At 66.9% G+C, this 17243-nt stretch carries 18 protein-coding genes and 1 pseudogene; 12 read left to right on the top strand and 7 right to left on the bottom strand.

The features are described from left to right. Nucleotides 1-14: 14 nt before the first annotated feature. Nucleotides 15-794: a RadC family protein gene (gene radC, locus WS49_RS10830; protein WP_059527701.1), complete on the bottom strand. Its 780-nt coding sequence runs from the start codon at nt 792-794 to the stop codon at nt 15-17. Between the two features lie 135 nt (nt 795-929). Here radC and WS49_RS10825 point away from each other — a divergent pair, with 135 nt between their 5' ends. The 8 genes and pseudogenes from WS49_RS10825 (at nt 930) to WS49_RS10790 (ending at nt 8305) form a co-directional block, all read left to right on the top strand. After that, nucleotides 930-1385 carry an FKBP-type peptidyl-prolyl cis-trans isomerase gene (locus tag WS49_RS10825; RefSeq protein WP_059468284.1) on the top strand — a complete coding sequence of 152 codons (456 nt, stop codon included), beginning with the start codon at nt 930-932 and terminating at the stop codon, nt 1383-1385. Nucleotides 1386-1387: 2 nt separating this feature from the next. Next, nucleotides 1388-2368: a 4-hydroxy-3-methylbut-2-enyl diphosphate reductase gene (ispH, locus tag WS49_RS10820; RefSeq protein WP_006488968.1), complete on the top strand. Its 981-nt coding sequence runs from the start codon at nt 1388-1390 to the stop codon at nt 2366-2368. A 270-nt stretch (nt 2369-2638) separates the two neighbouring features. After that, a pseudogene (locus tag WS49_RS10815) lies at nt 2639-3474 on the top strand (branched-chain amino acid ABC transporter). Between the two features lie 211 nt (nt 3475-3685). Next, nucleotides 3686-4636, top strand: coding sequence for a branched-chain amino acid ABC transporter permease (locus tag WS49_RS10810; RefSeq protein ID WP_059468282.1), 951 nt, complete (start codon nt 3686-3688; stop codon nt 4634-4636). Between the two features lie 19 nt (nt 4637-4655). Further along, nucleotides 4656-5825 carry an ABC transporter permease subunit gene (locus WS49_RS10805; protein WP_059527698.1) on the top strand — a complete coding sequence of 390 codons (1170 nt, stop codon included), beginning with the start codon at nt 4656-4658 and terminating at the stop codon, nt 5823-5825. A gap of 24 nt (nt 5826-5849) precedes the next feature. Next, nucleotides 5850-6626 carry an ABC transporter ATP-binding protein gene (locus WS49_RS10800; RefSeq protein ID WP_011352945.1) on the top strand — a complete coding sequence of 259 codons (777 nt, stop codon included), beginning with the start codon at nt 5850-5852 and terminating at the stop codon, nt 6624-6626. Continuing rightward, nucleotides 6626-7342, top strand: coding sequence for an ABC transporter ATP-binding protein (locus WS49_RS10795; protein ID WP_027785191.1), 717 nt, complete (start codon nt 6626-6628; stop codon nt 7340-7342). The genes WS49_RS10800 and WS49_RS10795 overlap by 1 nt, the downstream gene beginning before the upstream one ends. 291 nt (nt 7343-7633) lie before the next feature. Further along, the gene (locus tag WS49_RS10790) at nt 7634-8305 is read left to right on the top strand and encodes a DUF2278 family protein (RefSeq protein ID WP_059527695.1); all 672 of its coding nucleotides are present in this window, start codon (nt 7634-7636) and stop codon (nt 8303-8305) included. Nucleotides 8306-8320: 15 nt separating this feature from the next. On the opposite strand, the gene WS49_RS10785 is transcribed toward WS49_RS10790, so the two are convergent. The 3 genes from WS49_RS10785 to WS49_RS10775 all read right to left on the bottom strand — a co-directional run bounded on the left by WS49_RS10785 (nt 8321) and on the right by WS49_RS10775 (nt 11300). Next, the gene (locus WS49_RS10785) at nt 8321-8776 is read right to left on the bottom strand and encodes a GNAT family acetyltransferase (protein ID WP_059527691.1); all 456 of its coding nucleotides are present in this window, start codon (nt 8774-8776) and stop codon (nt 8321-8323) included. 13 nt (nt 8777-8789) lie between these two features. After that, nucleotides 8790-9974, bottom strand: coding sequence for an acetylornithine transaminase (locus WS49_RS10780; protein ID WP_059527689.1), 1185 nt, complete (start codon nt 9972-9974; stop codon nt 8790-8792). 294 nt (nt 9975-10268) lie between these two features. Continuing rightward, the gene (locus WS49_RS10775) at nt 10269-11300 is read right to left on the bottom strand and encodes a CDP-6-deoxy-delta-3,4-glucoseen reductase (protein WP_059527685.1); all 1032 of its coding nucleotides are present in this window, start codon (nt 11298-11300) and stop codon (nt 10269-10271) included. Nucleotides 11301-11405: 105 nt separating this feature from the next. Between WS49_RS10775 and WS49_RS10770 the strand changes: the two genes are divergently transcribed. Further along, entirely contained in the window at nt 11406-12443 is a 1038-nt protein-coding gene (locus tag WS49_RS10770; RefSeq protein ID WP_059527682.1) for an NAD-dependent epimerase/dehydratase family protein, read from the top strand. Here WS49_RS10770 and WS49_RS10765 read toward each other — a convergent pair. Together WS49_RS10765 and WS49_RS10760 are read right to left on the bottom strand one after the other, a co-directional pair. After that, nucleotides 12426-12614, bottom strand: coding sequence for a hypothetical protein (locus WS49_RS10765; RefSeq protein ID WP_059527680.1), 189 nt, complete (start codon nt 12612-12614; stop codon nt 12426-12428). The genes WS49_RS10770 and WS49_RS10765 overlap by 18 nt on opposite strands. A gap of 105 nt (nt 12615-12719) precedes the next feature. Continuing rightward, entirely contained in the window at nt 12720-13436 is a 717-nt protein-coding gene (locus WS49_RS10760) for a pseudouridine synthase (RefSeq protein ID WP_059527678.1), read from the bottom strand. 218 nt (nt 13437-13654) lie between these two features. Here WS49_RS10760 and WS49_RS10755 point away from each other — a divergent pair, with 218 nt between their 5' ends. The 3 genes from WS49_RS10755 to WS49_RS10745 all read left to right on the top strand — a co-directional run bounded on the left by WS49_RS10755 (nt 13655) and on the right by WS49_RS10745 (nt 16237). After that, complete coding sequence (locus WS49_RS10755; RefSeq protein WP_059527675.1) at nt 13655-14155, top strand: DinB family protein; 501 nt, start codon at nt 13655-13657, stop codon at nt 14153-14155. Between the two features lie 199 nt (nt 14156-14354). After that, complete coding sequence (locus tag WS49_RS10750) at nt 14355-15128, top strand: SDR family oxidoreductase (protein ID WP_059527672.1); 774 nt, start codon at nt 14355-14357, stop codon at nt 15126-15128. Nucleotides 15129-15307: 179 nt separating this feature from the next. After that, entirely contained in the window at nt 15308-16237 is a 930-nt protein-coding gene (locus tag WS49_RS10745; RefSeq protein ID WP_059528309.1) for a LysR family transcriptional regulator, read from the top strand. A gap of 16 nt (nt 16238-16253) precedes the next feature. Here the strand turns inward: WS49_RS10745 and WS49_RS10740 are convergent, their stop codons facing one another. Further along, on the bottom strand, nt 16254-17150 hold the full coding sequence (locus tag WS49_RS10740; RefSeq protein ID WP_059527670.1) for a LysR family transcriptional regulator: 897 nt from the start codon (nt 17148-17150) through the stop codon (nt 16254-16256). Between the last annotated feature and the right edge of the window lie 93 nt (nt 17151-17243).

Raw genomic sequence — 17243 nt, 5'->3', positions numbered from 1 at the left:
CGCCGGGCCACAGTCTACAGCCAACCGGCGCGTGCGAACGAAAATGTATCGGCGGTGCCGACGACCACGTGATCGAGCAGCTTCGCGTCGACGAGCGTGAGCGCTTCGTGCAGCATGCGCGTCAGGCGGCGATCCTCCGCGCTCGGCTGCACCGCGCCCGACGGGTGATTGTGCGCGATGATCAGCGCGGCGGCATTCAGCATGAGCGCGCGCCGCACGATCTCGCGCGGATAGACGACCATTCGCGTCAGCGAGCCGCGGGCGCTCTCCTCCACGTCGATGAGGCCGTGACGGGCGTCCAGATACAGCGTGACGAACACCTCGTGCGGACGCGTGCCGATCCTGAGCCGCAGATAATCCTCGACCGCGCCTGGCGAGCCGATCTGCATCCGCTCGCGGGCTTTCTCGGCCAGCGCGCGCCGCACGATCTCGGTCACCGCGATCAGCACCGCCGAGCGCGCGGGGCCGATGCCGGGGTGCATGGCGAACGCGTCGGGCTCCGCGTCCAGCATGTCGCGCAGCGAATCGTCGAAACGTGCGAGCAGCGCGCGGGCGCTGGCGAACACGTCGTGGCCGCCGCCGCCCGTGCCGAGCAGCAGCGCGATCAGTTCCGCGTCGGTCAGCGCGGCCGGCCCGCGTTCCAGCAAGCGCTCGCGCGGCAGATGGGGTTTCCAGTTTCGCGGGCGGCGCTTGCCCGGCGGCCTGGCTGCGTCGACGAGGCGGGCCGGAGCGACGGGGGCATCGGCGGTGTCGCGACATTCGGTCGCCGGGGCGGCGGGACAGGGTGACAGCATGATCGAAACTCCATTGGCGGCGGGCGCGGGCGCGATGTCGTCGCACTTTCAGCCTTGCGCGCTCAGGTGACTTACAATATTGGCTTTGCGCCGGGCCTTTCGGCCAGTTCGGGCGCCGACGAACACGAGTCATTCATGAGCATCATCGATCTATCCGAAGTGAAGCCCGGTTCCCATGTCACGCTGCATTACCGGCTTGCATTGGCCGACGGCGCCGACATCGTCAACACCTTCTCCGACAAGCCTGCCACGCTGCTGCTCGGCGCGGGGCAACTGGCGCCCTCGCTGGAACAGATTCTGATCGGGCTCAGGGTGGGCGACCATTCGACTTATCAGCTAACGCCCGAGCAGGGGTTCGGTCCCCGCAATCCCGACATGCTCCAGCGCGTGACGCTGTCGACGCTGCGCGAGAACGGGATGGTCGGCGACGATTTCACGCCGGGCGACCTGATCGAGTTCAACGCGCCGGACGGCGGCCGCTATGCAGGGGTGCTGAAGGAAGTCAGCGAAACCTCGGCGCTGTTCGACTTCAATCATCCGCTCGCGGGCCAAGCGCTCACGTTCGAAGTGAAAATCATCGGAATCCTGTAATCATGAGCACCACCGATACGCTGTCCGGGCAGACCGTCGCCGCCGATGCCGAAATCCTGCTGGCCCAGCCGCGTGGCTTCTGCGCGGGCGTCGATCGCGCGATCGAGATCGTCGAGCGCGCGATCGCGATGCACGGTGCGCCGATCTACGTCCGTCACGAAATCGTCCACAACAAGTACGTGGTCGAGGATCTGAAGAAGAAAGGCGCGATCTTCGTCGAGGAACTCGAGGAAGTGCCGGCCGGCAACACCGTGATCTTCAGCGCGCACGGCGTGTCGAAGGCCGTGCGCGACGAGGCGGACGTGCGCGGGTTGCGCATTTACGACGCAACCTGCCCGCTCGTCACGAAGGTGCACGTCGAAGTGGCGAAGATGCGCCAGGACGGGGTCGACATCGTGATGATCGGCCACAAGGGCCACCCGGAAGTCGAAGGCACGATGGGGCAGGTCGAGCGCGGCATGCATCTCGTCGAAAGCGTCGAGGACGTGCAGAAGCTCGAGCTCGCCGATCCCGAGCGCATCGCGCTCGTCACGCAGACGACATTGTCCGTGGACGACGCCGCCGAGATCATCGGCGCGCTGAAGGCGAAGTATCCGAAGATTCGCGAACCGAAGAAGCAGGACATCTGCTACGCGACGCAGAACCGCCAGGATGCGGTGAAGTTCATGGCGCCGCAGTGCGACGTCGTGATCGTCGTCGGCAGCCCGAACAGCTCGAATTCGAGCCGCCTGCGTGAAGTGGCCGAGAAGCGCGGCGTGGCCGCGTACATGGTCGACGCACCCGATCAGATCGATCCGGCATGGGTCGCCGGCAAGCGCCGCATCGGCGTGACGGCCGGCGCATCGGCGCCGGAAGTGCTCGCCCAGGCCGTGATCGCGCGGCTGCGCGAGCTCGGCGTGCGCAACGTCCGCGCCCTCGACGGCATCGAGGAAAACGTGTCGTTTCCGCTGCCGCGCGGGCTGAACCTGCCGCCTGCCGCCTGATTGCCGCATCGCACCCGTGGTACCCCGAAGCGCGCCGTTTGGCGCGCTTTTTTTTGCGTTGCGAAAATGCGATCGCAACCATTATTCACACCAATGGTGCAACCCGGTTGCTATCGCCGCGCTTAACCGCCTCTCAAAAATGGTTGCAATGCAGGAAAACCCCATCGAATCAGGATTATTGGCGTCCTATAAATGGAGTTACAATGCGCCCGTTTTCAGGCCGGAATGGCTTTGAAATCGGGTTTTGGCAAGGCGCGGGAGACCTACTCGATGCATGTGAAGTTGGCTTACGCCATGTCCGTCGCCGCACCGGTTGCAATGCTTGCCGGCTGCAGCAAAAAGAGCGACGACGAGGCGGGCAGGGACGCTGCGGCACGCGCAGTACCGGCTGCCAGCGACGTGCGCGCTGCCGGAACCGGTCGTGCGGTGCCGTCGGCGTGCCGCGTTGCGCAATCGGACAGTGACAAGGACAACGGGGCACGTTTGGCGATCGAGGAAATCAACGCGCAGGGCTCGAAGATCGGCATGCATTCGGCACGGCGGGCAGCACGCGCCGGCGGCGCTGCCATCGACCGGGCGACGGGCATGCAGATTGTCCGACAACGAGCCGCGGACCGTGATGCGGCAACAGCAGGGCGCGTCGAACGACGGACGCCCGGGTTTCGGGGCAACGCAGGCGACGTGCGGATGTCACTGATCCCCTTTCATTTCGATTCGACGAAACAGCGTGTCGCCGCGACCCATCGCGTCGCGGCGGGCGGGCTGCTTCGTTTCACGGATTCCGACGCAGTCCTGACGAAAGTCGGGCGCCACCTTTGCGATGCCGGTTCGGGCGCCGCGTGGGCGGCGGCGGACGGCCCGCTTGCAGCGCAGGCGACGGCGTCCGGCATCGGAGTGCAAATCCTTGGCGACAACGGCATGTGCGCCGCCAAGGTGGTCGAGCCCGCGGGCGACGCGGCGCGGAACCTGATCTGCCCGGATGCAGGGTTCGCCCCGGCCCGGACGGAAAAAGGCACGGCGTTCGGGCAACCGGACACCGTTGCGGCACGCTGCCCTACGACTTCAAGGAGGCCAAGTACACCGTCCTCGATGTCGTGACGATTTAGCGACGGGACTCACGATGGCACCGGAACAGTGCGGTGCCGTTTCTGTATCCGCTCCGGCGGCAGGTCCGGCCGTACAGGCCGGGCGGCGCGCGCCGGGACGATCCACCCTTACCGGTATCGACTAGTACCCGCAGTGTCGCCGAGAAGGCGCGATTCCTCGCTTACCCGCGGGGCGCAACGTCCTCCGGCAGCATGGGCCAAGGAGCTTTAAATGGATATTTTCATCCAGCAGATCCTCAACGGGCTGGTGCTCGGCAGTGTGTACGCCATCATCGCGTTGGGTTACACGATGGTGTACGGCATTCTCGGCATCATCAACTTCGCGCACGGCGACGTGCTGATGATCGGCGCGATGGTCGCCCTGTCGGCGATCACCGTGCTGCAGAACCATTTCCCCGGACTCGGCAACGTCGCGACGCTGACGATCGGCCTTGGCATTGCCGCCGTCGTCTGCGCGTGCGTGGGCTACACGATCGAACGTGTCGCGTACCGGCCGCTGCGCCGTGCGCCGCGTCTCGCCCCGCTGATCACCGCGATCGGCGTGTCGATCCTGCTGCAGACGGCCGCGATGATCATCTGGTCGCGCAACCCGCTGCCGTTCCCGCAATTGCTGCCGACCGATCCGATCAACGTGATCAAGGCGACCGACACGACGCCCGGCGCCGTGATCTCGGTGACTGAAATCGTGATCATCGCGGTGGCGTTCATCGTGATGGCAGGCCTCCTGCTGCTCGTGCACAAGACCAAGCTCGGCCGCGCGATGCGCGCGATCGCCGAAAGCCCGAACACCGCGAGCCTGATGGGCGTGAACCCGAACTTCGTGATTTCGGCGACGTTCATGATCGGCTCCGCGCTCGCCGCGCTGGCCGGCGTGATGATCGCGTCCGAATACGGCAACGTGCACTTCTACATGGGCTTCATCCCCGGCATGAAGGCGTTCACGGCGGCGGTGCTCGGCGGGATCGGCAACCTCGGCGGCGCGATGGTCGGCGGCGTGGTGCTCGGCCTGATCGAGCAGCTCGGCGCGGGTTACATCGGCAACCTCACGGGCGGCGTATTCGGCAGTAACTACCAGGACGTGTTCGCATTCATCGTGCTGATCATCGTGCTGGTGTTCCGTCCGTCGGGCCTGCTGGGTGAACGTGTCGCGGACCGCGCGTAACGGAAGGGGAGCAAACAACATGACATCCATTCAACCGATCGAATCCTCGACGTCGCTCGTCGAAGAACGCAACACGACGAAGACCGTCGTCATCGGCATCCTGACCGCGGCCTTCGTGATCGCGGCGCCGATCATCATCGGCTCGGCAGGCGGCAATTACTGGGTCCGCGTGCTCGACTTCGCGATGCTGTACGTGATGCTCGCGCTGGGTCTGAACGTGGTGGTCGGCTTCGCCGGCCTGCTCGACCTGGGCTACATCGCGTTCTACGCGGTGGGCGCGTACACGGCGGCGCTGCTGAGCTCGCCGCACCTGACCTCGCAGTTCGAGTGGATCGCGGCGCTCGCGCCGAACGGCCTGCACATCCCGTTCCTGATCATCGTGCCGATCGCGATGGCGCTGGCGGCGACCTTCGGGATCCTGCTCGGCGCGCCGACGCTGCGCCTGCGCGGCGACTACCTCGCGATCGTGACGCTCGGCTTCGGTGAAATCGTCCGGATCTTCATGAACAACCTCGACCGTCCGGTGAACATCACCAACGGCCCGAAGGGGATCACGGGCATCGATCCGGTGCACGTCGGCGGCTTCAACCTGTCGCAGACGCACTCGATCTTCGGCTTCCAGCTGCCGTCGGTCTACATGTACTACTACCTGTTCGTGCTCTGCGCGCTGCTGGTGATCTGGGTCTGTACGCGCCTGCAGCACTCGCGTATCGGCCGTGCATGGGCCGCGATCCGCGAAGACGAAATCGCCGCGAAGGCAATGGGCATCAACACCCGTAACGTGAAGCTGCTCGCGTTCGCGATGGGCGCGTCGTTCGGCGGCCTGTCGGGCGCGATGTTCGGTGCGTTCCAGGGCTTCGTGTCGCCCGAGTCGTTCACGTTCTGGGAATCGATCGTCGTGCTCGCCTGCGTGGTGCTCGGCGGCATGGGCCACATCCCCGGCGTGATCCTGGGCGCGGTGCTGCTCGCGATCTTCCCGGAATTCCTGCGTTCGACGATGAGCCCGCTGCAGCATGCGATCTTCGGTCACGACATCGTCGATACCGAAGTGATCCGTCAGGCGCTGTATGGCCTCGCGATGGTGATCATCATGCTGTATCGCTCGGAAGGCCTGTGGCCGGCGCCCAAGCATGAGGACAAGATCGCGAAACTGGCGAAGCGCAACAGCAAGAAGCCGGTGCGCGCTTAACCAACGGACAAGGGGATATCACACATGAGCGACAAGCAAATCCGACTGTCCGTCAAAGGCGTGAACAAGCGCTTCGGCGGCTTGCAGGCACTGTCCGACGTCGGCCTCGAGATCAAGGAAGGCGAGATCTACGGCCTGATCGGCCCGAACGGCGCCGGCAAGACCACGTTCTTCAACGTGATCACGGGCCTCTACACGCCGGACTCCGGCGAGTTCAAGCTCGACGGCACGGAATACAAGCCGACCGCGGTGCACCAGGTCGCGAAGACGGGCATCGCGCGCACGTTCCAGAACATTCGCCTGTTCGGCGGGATGACCGCGCTCGAGAACGTGATGGTGGGTCGCCACGTGCGCACCAAGCACGGGCTGCTCGGCGCGGTGTTCCAGACGCCGGCCGAACGCCAGGAAGAGCGCGAGATCAAGGAACGCGCGATCGAGCTGCTCGAATACGTCGGCGTGCTGCAGTACGCGGACTACACGTCGCGCAACCTGTCGTACGGCCACCAGCGCCGGCTGGAAATCGCCCGCGCGCTGGCGACCGACCCGAAGCTGCTCGCGCTCGACGAGCCGGCGGCCGGGATGAACGCGACCGAGAAGGTCGAACTCACGCGCCTGCTCGACAAGATCCGCTCGGACGGCCGCACGATTCTGCTGATCGAGCACGACGTGAAGCTCGTGATGGGACTGTGCAACCGGATGACGGTGCTCGATTACGGCAAGGTGATCGCCGAGGGTCTGCCGCAGGACGTGCAGAAGAATCCGAAGGTGATTGAGGCATATCTCGGCGCAGGGGTGCACTGATGGCAGCGGCAATGTTGAAAATCAAGGGCTTGCAGGTCAACTACGGCGGCATCCAGGCCGTCAAGGGCGTTGACATGGAAGTCCGCCAGGGCGAGCTCGTGACGCTGATCGGCGCGAACGGTGCCGGCAAGACCACGACGATGAAGGCGATCACGGGTCTCAAGCCGTATTCGGCAGGCGACATCGAGTACGACGGCAAGTCGATCAAGGGCGTGCCGTCGCACGAACTGCTCAAGCGCGGCCTCGCGATGGTGCCGGAAGGCCGCGGGATCTTCGCGCGGATGTCGATCATCGAGAACATGCAGATGGGCGCGTATCTGCGCAACGACAAGGAGCAGATCAAGAAGGACGTCGACCGGATGTTCGGCTTCTTCCCGCGTCTGAAGGAGCGTGCGACGCAGCTCGCGGGCACGCTGTCGGGCGGCGAGCAGCAGATGCTGGCGATGTCGCGCGCGATCCTGTCGAAGCCGAAGCTGCTGCTGCTCGACGAGCCGTCGATGGGCCTGTCGCCGATCATGGTCGAGAAGATCTTCGAAGTGGTGCGCGAGATCTCGAAGGAGGGCATCACGGTGCTGCTGGTCGAGCAGAACGCACGCCTCGCGCTGCAGGCGGCCGACCGCGGTTATGTGATGGACTCGGGCACGGTCACGATGGAAGGCGACGCGAAGCAGATGCTCGACGATCCGAAGGTGCGGGCCGCGTATCTGGGTGAATGACCGAGGCCGGTGTGGCGCGGCGGCGGATGCCGGCGTGCCGCGCAAGGGCTTTCGAAAAGCTGTCACGGGATGCCGTGGCGGCTTTTTTTTCGTGCGGCGCGCCCGGCGGCGAACTTGTGCGTGCGGAGGCGACTCCATTCATTCGGCGGTGACGCCGACCATGCGGCGCGGGACGCGGCAACCGGCCGTCCGCGACCGGCCGTCCGCGACCGGCCGTCCGCAACCGGCCCTCCGCAAACCGACACGCGGGCCGCGTAGCATGGTCGATCCATCGGGACACGGAGAGCACGCATGAGTCTGGACTACGGTTTCGTGAAGGCGAAGGTGACGTCGGTGGCGCAGCTGAAGGGCTCGCCGCACGGCAGCGAGATCCAGTATCACATCCACCTGACACTCGCACTGCCGACGGGCGACTGGGACGTCGCGATCAACGTCGGCACCAACGACGCGGACGACTTGCTGAACTACAAGCTCGTCTACGATTTCCATCATCCGGTCACGGCGACGCTCGCGGCCGCGGCCGAGGGCTACACCGATCTCACCGGGCAAACCGCGCTGCCGGCGCTCGACTATCTGCGCAGCGACATCCTGAACGAGACCGGCGCATGGCGCGCCAGCGCGGTGATGGACGGTACCGAGAACGCGGAGCCGATCCCGTCGCTGCTGCGGCTCGTCAACGCCGCGCAGTCGCAGGGGCTCGACGTCGTCGTGTTCGGCCGCACGTATTCGGAAGGCAACGGCATTCACGACACGCACATGAACCAGGGGTCGACGGGCTCGCACTATCTGCACCGCGCGGGCGACGACCACAACGATCACAACGACGTCTGGCAGGACGGCGCGTTGATCGTGCGCGTGAGCGAGTCGCAGTGGGCCGCGTATTTCGCGGCGTTCGAGCAGCAGGCCGTGCCGACCGACGCGCTCGGCAATCCGCTGCCGGACGCGGGGCCGATCACGCGCTGATGGGGGCTGCCGGCGTCAGGCGGCCGGCAGCGTCTTGCCGAACGAAATGCGTTCCTCGACGCGATAGCCGAGCGCCGCATAGAAGCGGCACGCATCGTCGTTGCCGGGCAGCACCTGCAGATTGATCTTCAGGCAGCCGCGCGCGGCGAGCGCGCGTTCCGCATGCGCGATCAGCGCGCGGCCGATGCCGAGTCGCCGTGCATCGTTCGACACGCCGAACGAGTAGAGCCAGCCGCGATGTCCGTCGAAACCCGCCATCAGCGTGCCGACGATCCGCGCGCCGCTGGTCGCGACGAAGAACAGTTCCGGCTGCGTCGCGAGCTTCAGCTCGATCGATCGCAGCGGATCGCGGTGCGGCGGCGCGCCGGCTTCGTCGTACTGCGGGAACGCGTCGCGCCAGACCGCGAGCACGGCGTCGGTGTCGGCGCGTTCGAACGGGCGGATAGCGACAGCATCGGCGGCGGCATCCATCGCGGCGGTCTCCTCAGAGCGTGTCGAGGATCGACCGCAGCATCGCCATCATCTGGTCGATTTCCTCGGTCGTGACGTTCAGCGCGGGCATGAAGCGCAGCAGGTTCGGGCGCGCCGCGTTCAGCAGCAGGCCGTCGGGCTGCATGTCGCGGGCCTTCTCGACGATCTGCGGGCCGATGTCCTTGCCGAGCAGCAGCGCGCGCAGCAGGCCTTCGCCGCGTTCGCCCTCGAAACCGCGCTCCTCCGACAGCTCGAGCAGCTTGCGCTTCAGGTATTCGCCGCGCGCGCGCACGCCTTCGAGGAAGCCGGGCGCGACGAGCTGCGAGATCACCGAATGGCCGACCGCCGTCATCAGCGGGTTGCCGTTGTACGTGCCGCCCTGGTCGCCGGCCTCGAACACCGCGACGTCGGCCTTCGACAGCAGCGCGCCGAGCGGTGCGCCGCCGCCGATGCCCTTCGCGAGCGTCATGATGTCCGGCTCGATGCCGGACAGCTCGTACGCGAACAGCGTGCCCGCGCGGCCGCAGCCGCTTTGTACTTCGTCGACGATCAGCAGCAGGTCGTGCTGCTTCGTCAGCGCGCGCAGCGCCTGCATGAATTCACGCGTCGCCGGAATCACGCCGCCTTCGCCCTGGATCGGCTCGAGCATCACCGCGACGGTCTTGTCGGTGATCAGCTTCTCGACCGAGTTGATGTCGTTCAGCTCGGCCTTCGGGAAGCCCGGCACCTGCGGTGCGTAGATCGTGTCCCAGCCCGGCTTGCCGCTGGCCGACATCGTCGCGAGCGTGCGGCCGTGGAAGCTGTGGTCGAACGTGATGATCTCGTACGCGCCGTTCTTGAACTTGCGGCCCCATTTGCGCGCGAGCTTGATTGCGCCTTCGTTCGCTTCCGCGCCGCTGTTCGTGAAGAACACCTTGTCGAACACGCTGTGCTGCGTCAGCAGCCCCGCGAGCTTCGCCATCGGTTCGTTGTAGAACGCGGGCGACGGGTTCAGCAGCTTCTCGGCCTGCGTCTTCAGCGCTTCGACGATGCCGTCGTTGCAGTGGCCGAGACTGTTGACGGCCCAGCCCTGAATGAAGTCCAGATAGCGCTTGCCGGTGTGATCGTAGAGCCACGAACCCTTGCCGTGCGTAAACACGATGTCGGGGCGGTTCGTGATGTACATCAGCGAGTCGATCGGGTAATCGTTCAGGGACATGACAGCGGACTCCAGCGGACGTTGAAAGGGAAACGGGCAATAAAAAAGCCACGGAAGGCCGTGGCTGGTAGGTCGAACAGCTTGTGCGTAACCGGTGAAGCGGAGGGAGGGTTACGCGCGAGTCCGTGACGAGCCGGCGGCATCCGGGCGGAGCGGCGAGCGGCGACGTCGGAGAGCGGACAGGAAGCGGTTCATGTGCGCAAGCATAAGGCATCCCGCGCCCCACTGTAAACCGCCGCGATGCCACGGATGTGACACGGCGGCGCGCAGCGGGGACGCGGGCGCGCCCGGTGCTCAGACCGGGTGCGCGAGATCGGCGGCGCTCGTGAACGAGTCGGCGTAGAACTCGTCGGCCGGCAGCGCGTGGTGCTGCGTGAAGTCGCGCTGCGCGGATTCGACCATCACCGGCGCGCCGCACGCGTACACCTGGTGGCCCGACAGATCGGGCAGGTCCTCGATCACCGCGCGGTGGACGAAGCCGGTGCGGCCCGTCCACTGGTCGGCGTCGTCCGGCTCGGACAGCACCGGCACGTACTTGAAGTTCGGGATCTCGCGCGCCCATTGCTCGGCGAGCTCGCCGAGGTAGATGTCCTTCTTGCGGCGTGCGCCCCAATAGAGCGTCATCGGGCGCGTGATGCCGGAATGCCTGACGTGCTCGATGATCGCCTTGATCGGCGCGAAGCCGGTGCCCGACGCGAGCAGCACGATCGGCTTGTCGGAATCCTCGCGCAGGAAGAACGTGCCGAGCGGGCCTTCGAAGCGCAGGATGTCGCGCTCCTTCATCGCGCCGAACACATGGTCGGTGAACTTGCCGCCCGGCATGTGGCGGATGTGCAGCTCGATCGGGCCTTCCTCGTGCGGCGCATTCGCCATCGAGTAGCTGCGGCGCGAGCCGTCCTTCAGGATGAACTCGACGTACTGGCCCGCGAGGTATTGCAGGCGCTCGTTGGCGGGCAACTGCAGCTTCACGACCATCACGTCGTCGGCGCGGCGCTCGAGCGCGGCGATCCGGCACGGCAGCTTCTTCACCTGCACGCCGTCGACGCCGGCGATTTCACGCACGTCGATCTCGAGGTCGCATTGCGCCTTCGAACAGCAGAGCAGCGCGAGGCCGCGCGTGCGTTCGTCGTTGGACAGTGCCGACGCGGCGTGCGGGCCCTGTTCGATCTGGCCCGACACGATCTGGCCCTTGCAGGAGCCGCACGCGCCGTTCTTGCATCCGTACGGCAGGTGGACGTTCTGGCGCAGCGCCGCCGCCAGCACGGTTTCGTCCGACTCGACCTGGAACTGCCGGCCGCTTTGCTTGAGAGTAACGTTGAATGCCATAGAACCAAATAGAACAAAATGTGGGGACCGTGCATGTCGGCACGGCAGCTACAATGCAAACCCGTTGCGCGCCGCGCAACGGTGGCTACTGATTTCGCAACCATCATGATCGCGACTCGAATCCTGCGCCGGCCGCGCGCACTGATCGTCGGCTGCGGCGACGTCGGCCTGCGTTGCGTCGCGCAATGGCGCGCCGCGCGCCGCAACCTGCGCATCGTCGCGCTGACGAGCCATCCGGGCCGCTTCGACGAATTGCGCGCGGCAGGCGCGACGCCGATCGTCGGCGACCTCGATCGCCGCGCGACGCTCGGACGTATCGCGGGGCTCGCCCGCACGATCCTGCATCTCGCGCCGCCGCAATCCGACGGCCGCGACGATCGCCGCACCCGCGCGCTGATCGCCGCATTGTCCGTGCCTGCACGGCGGCCATCCGCACCGCCGGTGTCGCCGGTCGGCCGGCTCCGCACGCTGCGTGCCGCGACCCGGCAGGCCGGCGTGCCGGCGCGGGCAGCGCGTATTGTACCCGACGCCCTTCGCGCGCCGACGCTCGTCTACGCCAGCACGACGGGCGTATACGGCGATTGCGGCGGGGCGCGAATCGACGAGACGCAGCCGCTGCGCCCCGCGAATCCGCGCGCGTTCCGGCGCGTGTCGGCCGAGCGTCAGTTGCGCGCGGCGACGGTGCGCGGCGTGCTGTCCGCGCGCATCGTGCGCATTCCCGGCATCTACGCGGCGAACCGGCTGCCGCTCGCGCGGCTCGAGCGCGGCACACCGGCGCTCGACGCGGCCGACGACGTCTACACGAACCATATCCACGCGGACGATCTCGCGGCGATCCTGCGGCGCGCGGCCGTGCGCGGCAAGCCGGCGCGCGCCGTGCACGCGTCGGACGACAGCGAACTGCGGATGGGAGAGTATTTCGACCGGGTCGCGCAGGTGTTCGGCTTGCCGCTGCCGCCGCGGATCAGTCGCGCGGACGCCGAACATCGGCTCGAACCGACGCTTCTGTCGTTCATGCGCGAGTCGCGGCGCCTGTCGAATGCGCGGCTCAAGGGCGAATTGTGCGTGACGTTGCGCTATCCGACCGTAGACGAATTCCTTCAAACGCTCGCGCCGCGCGGCGCGTCAGGTGAGCGCCGGTAACGCCTCGATCAGCAGGAAGCACAGCAACGCGCCGATCAGCGCGCCGATCAGGTTCGGATGATATTTGTGCTTCATGTGCATCGTGGCCAGCAGCCCGCCGATCACGATGGCGCCCACGACCGCGAAGGCGATCGTCACGTACGACAGTTCGAAAGAATGGTTGATGTTCATGATGTCTCCCCTGCATTGCTGCTCGTACAGCTTGTGATTTCAGTATAGCGGGGGATCGTGCGGCCGCGACGCGGCCGGACACCGAACGATCGTGCGGATTTTCCCTTACAGGGTTTTGACGGAATTGCGCAGGGCTGAAAGGTCGTCTTCCCCGAGCCAGCGCCATGCGCCCGGCGCCAGGTCGTCCGGCAGCGTGAAACCGCCGATGCTTTCGCGATGCAGTGCCTCGACGCGGTTGCTGGCCGCGGCGACCATGCGTTTCACTTGATGATATTTGCCTTCGAGGACGGTCAGCGCGAGTGCGTGCGTGTCGCGCGCGGCGGCGGCGACCGCCGCGATCGGCTTCGGCTCGCCGTGGAGCTGCACGCCGGCGCGCAGCGCGTCCAGCTGGGCATCGTCGAGCGGGTGGCGCACGGTCGCGACGTAGGTCTTCGGCACCTTGCGCTTCGGAGACGTGTACGCATGCACGAACTGGCCGTCGTCGGACAGCAGCAGCAGGCCTGTCGTGTCCTGGTCGAGGCGGCCGACGCACTGCACGCCGCGTGCGACGAGCGGCGCGGGCAGCAGGCTGAACACGCTGGCGTGGTGTTGCGGGTCGCGCGAACATTCGTAGCCGGCCGGCTTGTTGAGCGCGAGATACGCGCGGGCGTGGAACGGCCAGGCGGTGTCGTCGACCGTGAACACGAGGCCGTCGGTGTCGAACGACGCGTCGGGATCGGTCGCGCTCGCGCCCGCGACGGTGACGCGGCCCGTTTCGATCAGGCCGCGGCACTGGCGGCGCGAGCCGAAGCCCTGCGTGTAGAGAATGCTTTCGAGATCCATAGCGCGCGCATTCTATCAAGCGGCGCGCCGGTGCCGGCACGAACTCGCCCGCGCTGGTAAGCTGCGGAGCGCTGGGCGCGACGTGGGGCACGTTCCTTCTTCATGGAAAGTGGACATCGCACGCAAGGTACGTACGGCTCCAGCGTGAAGCAGTGCCACCGCGGCGGCGGGTCCGTGCCAGGGCTGTTGCCGTCTTCACCCGACACGGAGTTTGCCGCATGAATCCGACGACGCTCGATGCACTCGCCGATTTTCCCCGCCAGCTCGAAGTCCATTTCGCCGCCGTGCCGGACGGCTATGCACGCTGGACCCCCGACGACTGGAACGGCATCCCGAGCGAGCACTTCTCGCCGCTCGGGCAACTCTGCCACGTGCGCGACATCGAGATCGACGGCTACCACGTGCGGTTGAGGCGGATGCTCGATGAGGATCATCCGCTGCTCGTGTCGGTCGACGGCGACGCGCTCGCGATCGAGCGCCGCTACGACGCCGCGAACGCGTCCGACGTGCTCGCGGCGATCCGTGACGCGCGGCGCGAGACGCTCGACGTCGTGTCGCGCCTGACGCCCGGGCAGCTTGCACGCACCGGCGAGTTCGACGGTTACGGCGCGCTCACCGTGCGCGGCCTCGTTCATTATCTGTGCAGCCACGACCAGCAGCATCTGGCCGGGATGCAGTGGCTGCTCGGCAAGATCGACGCGGCGCTTTACGCACGCTGACTCACGCGTGCGCGGTGGCCGTGCGACGTGTCGCGCCAAGGCCAAGCAGATTTCGCCGCCCGCGTCGGTGGGGCAGCCCGCCATTTCGGATGCCTGATTGGATCGTTTTTCTGGATAATTCATCCAGCCATGCCCGGCTGACCGGCGCGTCGCGCGTGCCTACACTCCTAGCTTCACCCAACGCAAAAAGGAGTCAACCGTGGCTACTCACACGCTCGCAGACAAGGTCGTCCTGATCGCAGGCGGCGCCAAGAATCTCGGCGGCCTGATCGCCCGGGATCTGGCCGGCCACGGCGCGAAGGCGGTGGCGATTCACTACAACAGCGCGGCATCGCAGGCGCAGGCCGAAGAGACGGCCGCCGCCGTGCACGCGGCCGGCGCGCAAGCCGCGACGTTCCAGGCCGATCTGACGACGGCCGCCGCGGTCGAGAAGCTGTTCGGCGACGCGAAGCAGCGCTTCGGCAAGATCGACATCGCGATCAACACCGTCGGCAAGGTGCTGAAGAAGCCGTTCACCGAAATCTCCGAGGCCGAATACGACGAGATGTTCGCGGTGAACAGCAAGTCCGCGTTCTTCTTCATCAAGGAAGCGGGGCGGCACCTCGAGGATCACGGCAAGCTCGTCACGCTCGTGACGTCGCTGCTCGGCGCGTTCACGCCGTTCTATGCGGCCTATGAAGGATCGAAGGCGCCCGTCGAGCACTTCACGCGCGCGGCGTCGAAGGAATACGGCGCGCGCGGCATCTCGGTGACGGCGGTCGGGCCGGGCCCGATGGACACGCCGTTCTTCTATCCGGCCGAAGGTGCCGACGCGGTCGCGTATCACAAGACGGCGGCCGCGCTGTCGCCGTTCAGCAAGACGGGCCTCACCGACATCGAGGACGTCGTGCCGTTCATCCGCCATCTCGTGACCGACGGCTGGTGGATCACCGGTCAGACGATCCTGATCAACGGCGGCTATACGACCAAGTAACGGGCCGTGCCGGCGGTCGCCGCGTGCGCGCGGCGACCCGCAATGGACCGTTTGCATGGACAATGGACGGGCGCGCGGGCACAAGGCCGCGCGCCCGTTTCTTCTGTGCCGCCGGGATCGGCCGCGACGCGCGGCGCTTGCCGGTGACGGTCGTCCGAACCCACGTTTTCCGCCCGCCGATGGACAAGCTGGACCAGGTCAGAATCTTCCTTCAGGTTGCCGAGATGGGCAGCTTCATCAAGGCCGCGCATGCGCTCGACGTGCCGCGCGCGACGGTGTCGGCCGCCGTCCAGCAGCTCGAGACCGCGCTCGGCACGCGCCTGTTGCACCGTACGACGCGGCAGGTGCAGCTGACGGCCGACGGCGCGCTGCTGCTGGAGCGTGGCCGGCGCCTGCTCGCGGAAGCCGATGAGCTCGACCGGCTGTTCCGGCGCCGCGATCGCGACGTGATCGGGCGGCTGAACGTCGATGCGCCAAGCCGGATCGCGCGCCGCGTGATCGCGCCCGCGCTGCCGTCGCTGTTTCGCCGCTATCCGAAGCTGCAACTGTCGCTCGGCTCGACGGACCGCTCGATCGATCTCGTGCAGGAGGGCGTCGACTGCGCGATCCGGGTCGGGCGGCTCGCGGACAGCAGCCTCGTGGTACGGCCGCTCGGCCAGTTCGCGCTGATCAACTGCGCGAGCCCCGACTACCTGCGCGAATGCGGCGTGCCCGAGCACCCCGATGCGCTCGCGCACGGGCACTGGGCGATCGGCTATGCGTCGCCGACGACCGGCCGCGAGCTCGGCTGGGAATACTGCGCGGACGGCGAGCACCGCACACTGGCGCTGCCGAGCCGCGTGATCGTCAACAACGCCGAAACCTATATCGCGAGCTGCATCGCCGGGATGGGGCTGATCCAGATTCCGCGCTTCGACGTCGTGCATCTGCTCGACAGCGGGGCGCTGGTCGAGGTGATGCCCGGCCATCGGGCCGCGCCGATGGACGTGTCGGCCGTCTATCCGCATCGCCGGCACCGGTCGAGGCGGCTCAATGCGTTCGTCGAATGGTTCGCGGAGTTGATGACGGATGCGCTGAACGACACGGGCGCGGCCGCGGCCGGCGACTGAAAAGGGCGCCGCGCATTCAGTCGGCGTGTGCCGAGAATTGCCGTGTGCACCCGGTGGCCCGCACCGCGTCGATCAGCGCGGCGCCGGCACCGCCGGGCTTCGATGCGAACGCGTAAAAGCGTGCGGCCGGCAACGTCGGCAGGCCATCGCGCGGCCCGCATGCGCGCAGGCCGTCGCGCAATTGGCTGCGCGCGAGCGCCGTGACCGCGAAGCCGGCGAGCGCGGCCGACACGCAGCCGGCCATGCTCGCGCTTTCGAACTGCACGCGAAAGCGCCGCAGTGCGGCCGCGAGCGCGGATACCGCGGCTTCCCGGTACACGCATGGCTCGGGAAACAGCGCGAGCGGCACGTCGCTTTCGGCGTCGAGCGGCGTATCCGACGCGAACGCCCATACCAGCGGCTCTTCCCACAGCAGTTCGCCCGGCGCGTCGACCTGCCGGCATTGCTTGCCGAACACGACGTCGAGCCGGCCCAGCGTCTGCTCGCGCAGCAGCGCCGCGGTGATGCCGACCTTCAGTTCGATCGACGTGCGCGGATGGCTGTCGCGGAACGTGCGCAACACCTGCGGCAGCCACGTTCCCGCGAAGTCTTCCGACGCGCCCACGCGCAGCCGGCCATACGCCGACGCGCCGCGCAGCCGGGCGCGCACTTCGCGCTCCATGTCGACGATGTTGCGTGCGTACGCGTACAGCGTATCGCCGGCCGGCGTGAGCGCGATGCGGCGCGTGGTGCGCGCGAGCAGCACCGTGCCGGCCGCCTGCTCGAGCCGCTTGATGTGGCCGCTGACCGCGGACGGCGTCAGCGCGAGCCGTTCCGCGGCCGGCGCGAAGCCGCGGCTGTCGACGACTTCGAGGAAGGTGCGCAACAGCGCGATGTCGAGTGCGGTCGACGCGGGATCGGTCAGCGGTTCCATGGATGATTCAACGCGATATTCGAAGAATGAATGATGATACGCCGCGAATCGTGATGAAAGGCGGGTCTACCATGGGCTGTTCAGGCTGACTCA

It is taken from the genome of Burkholderia sp. RF7-non_BP4 (genome assembly GCF_001521935.1).
GTDB classification, from domain to species: domain Bacteria; phylum Pseudomonadota; class Gammaproteobacteria; order Burkholderiales; family Burkholderiaceae; genus Burkholderia; species Burkholderia diffusa.
The sequence above is the reverse complement of the archived record's forward strand: the minus strand, read 5'-3'. Positions and strand labels throughout refer to the sequence as shown.

Excerpts from the sequence above, each read along its gene's own strand:
- radC (WP_059527701.1), bottom strand. The coding sequence starts at position 794 with ATGCTGTCACCCTGTCCCGCCGCCCCGGCGACCGAATGTCGCGACACC.
- WS49_RS10825 (WP_059468284.1), top strand. The coding sequence starts at position 930 with ATGAGCATCATCGATCTATCCGAAGTGAAGCCCGGTTCCCATGTCACG.
- ispH (WP_006488968.1), top strand. The coding sequence starts at position 1,388 with ATGAGCACCACCGATACGCTGTCCGGGCAGACCGTCGCCGCCGATGCC.
- WS49_RS10810 (WP_059468282.1), top strand. The coding sequence starts at position 3,686 with ATGGATATTTTCATCCAGCAGATCCTCAACGGGCTGGTGCTCGGCAGT.
- WS49_RS10805 (WP_059527698.1), top strand. The coding sequence starts at position 4,656 with ATGACATCCATTCAACCGATCGAATCCTCGACGTCGCTCGTCGAAGAA.
- WS49_RS10800 (WP_011352945.1), top strand. The coding sequence starts at position 5,850 with ATGAGCGACAAGCAAATCCGACTGTCCGTCAAAGGCGTGAACAAGCGC.
- WS49_RS10795 (WP_027785191.1), top strand. The coding sequence starts at position 6,626 with ATGGCAGCGGCAATGTTGAAAATCAAGGGCTTGCAGGTCAACTACGGC.
- WS49_RS10790 (WP_059527695.1), top strand. The coding sequence starts at position 7,634 with ATGAGTCTGGACTACGGTTTCGTGAAGGCGAAGGTGACGTCGGTGGCG.
- WS49_RS10785 (WP_059527691.1), bottom strand. The coding sequence starts at position 8,776 with ATGGATGCCGCCGCCGATGCTGTCGCTATCCGCCCGTTCGAACGCGCC.
- WS49_RS10780 (WP_059527689.1), bottom strand. The coding sequence starts at position 9,974 with ATGTCCCTGAACGATTACCCGATCGACTCGCTGATGTACATCACGAAC.
- WS49_RS10775 (WP_059527685.1), bottom strand. The coding sequence starts at position 11,300 with ATGGCATTCAACGTTACTCTCAAGCAAAGCGGCCGGCAGTTCCAGGTC.
- WS49_RS10770 (WP_059527682.1), top strand. The coding sequence starts at position 11,406 with ATGATCGCGACTCGAATCCTGCGCCGGCCGCGCGCACTGATCGTCGGC.
- WS49_RS10765 (WP_059527680.1), bottom strand. The coding sequence starts at position 12,614 with ATGAACATCAACCATTCTTTCGAACTGTCGTACGTGACGATCGCCTTC.
- WS49_RS10760 (WP_059527678.1), bottom strand. The coding sequence starts at position 13,436 with ATGGATCTCGAAAGCATTCTCTACACGCAGGGCTTCGGCTCGCGCCGC.
- WS49_RS10755 (WP_059527675.1), top strand. The coding sequence starts at position 13,655 with ATGAATCCGACGACGCTCGATGCACTCGCCGATTTTCCCCGCCAGCTC.
- WS49_RS10745 (WP_059528309.1), top strand. The coding sequence starts at position 15,308 with ATGGACAAGCTGGACCAGGTCAGAATCTTCCTTCAGGTTGCCGAGATG.
- WS49_RS10740 (WP_059527670.1), bottom strand. The coding sequence starts at position 17,150 with ATGGAACCGCTGACCGATCCCGCGTCGACCGCACTCGACATCGCGCTG.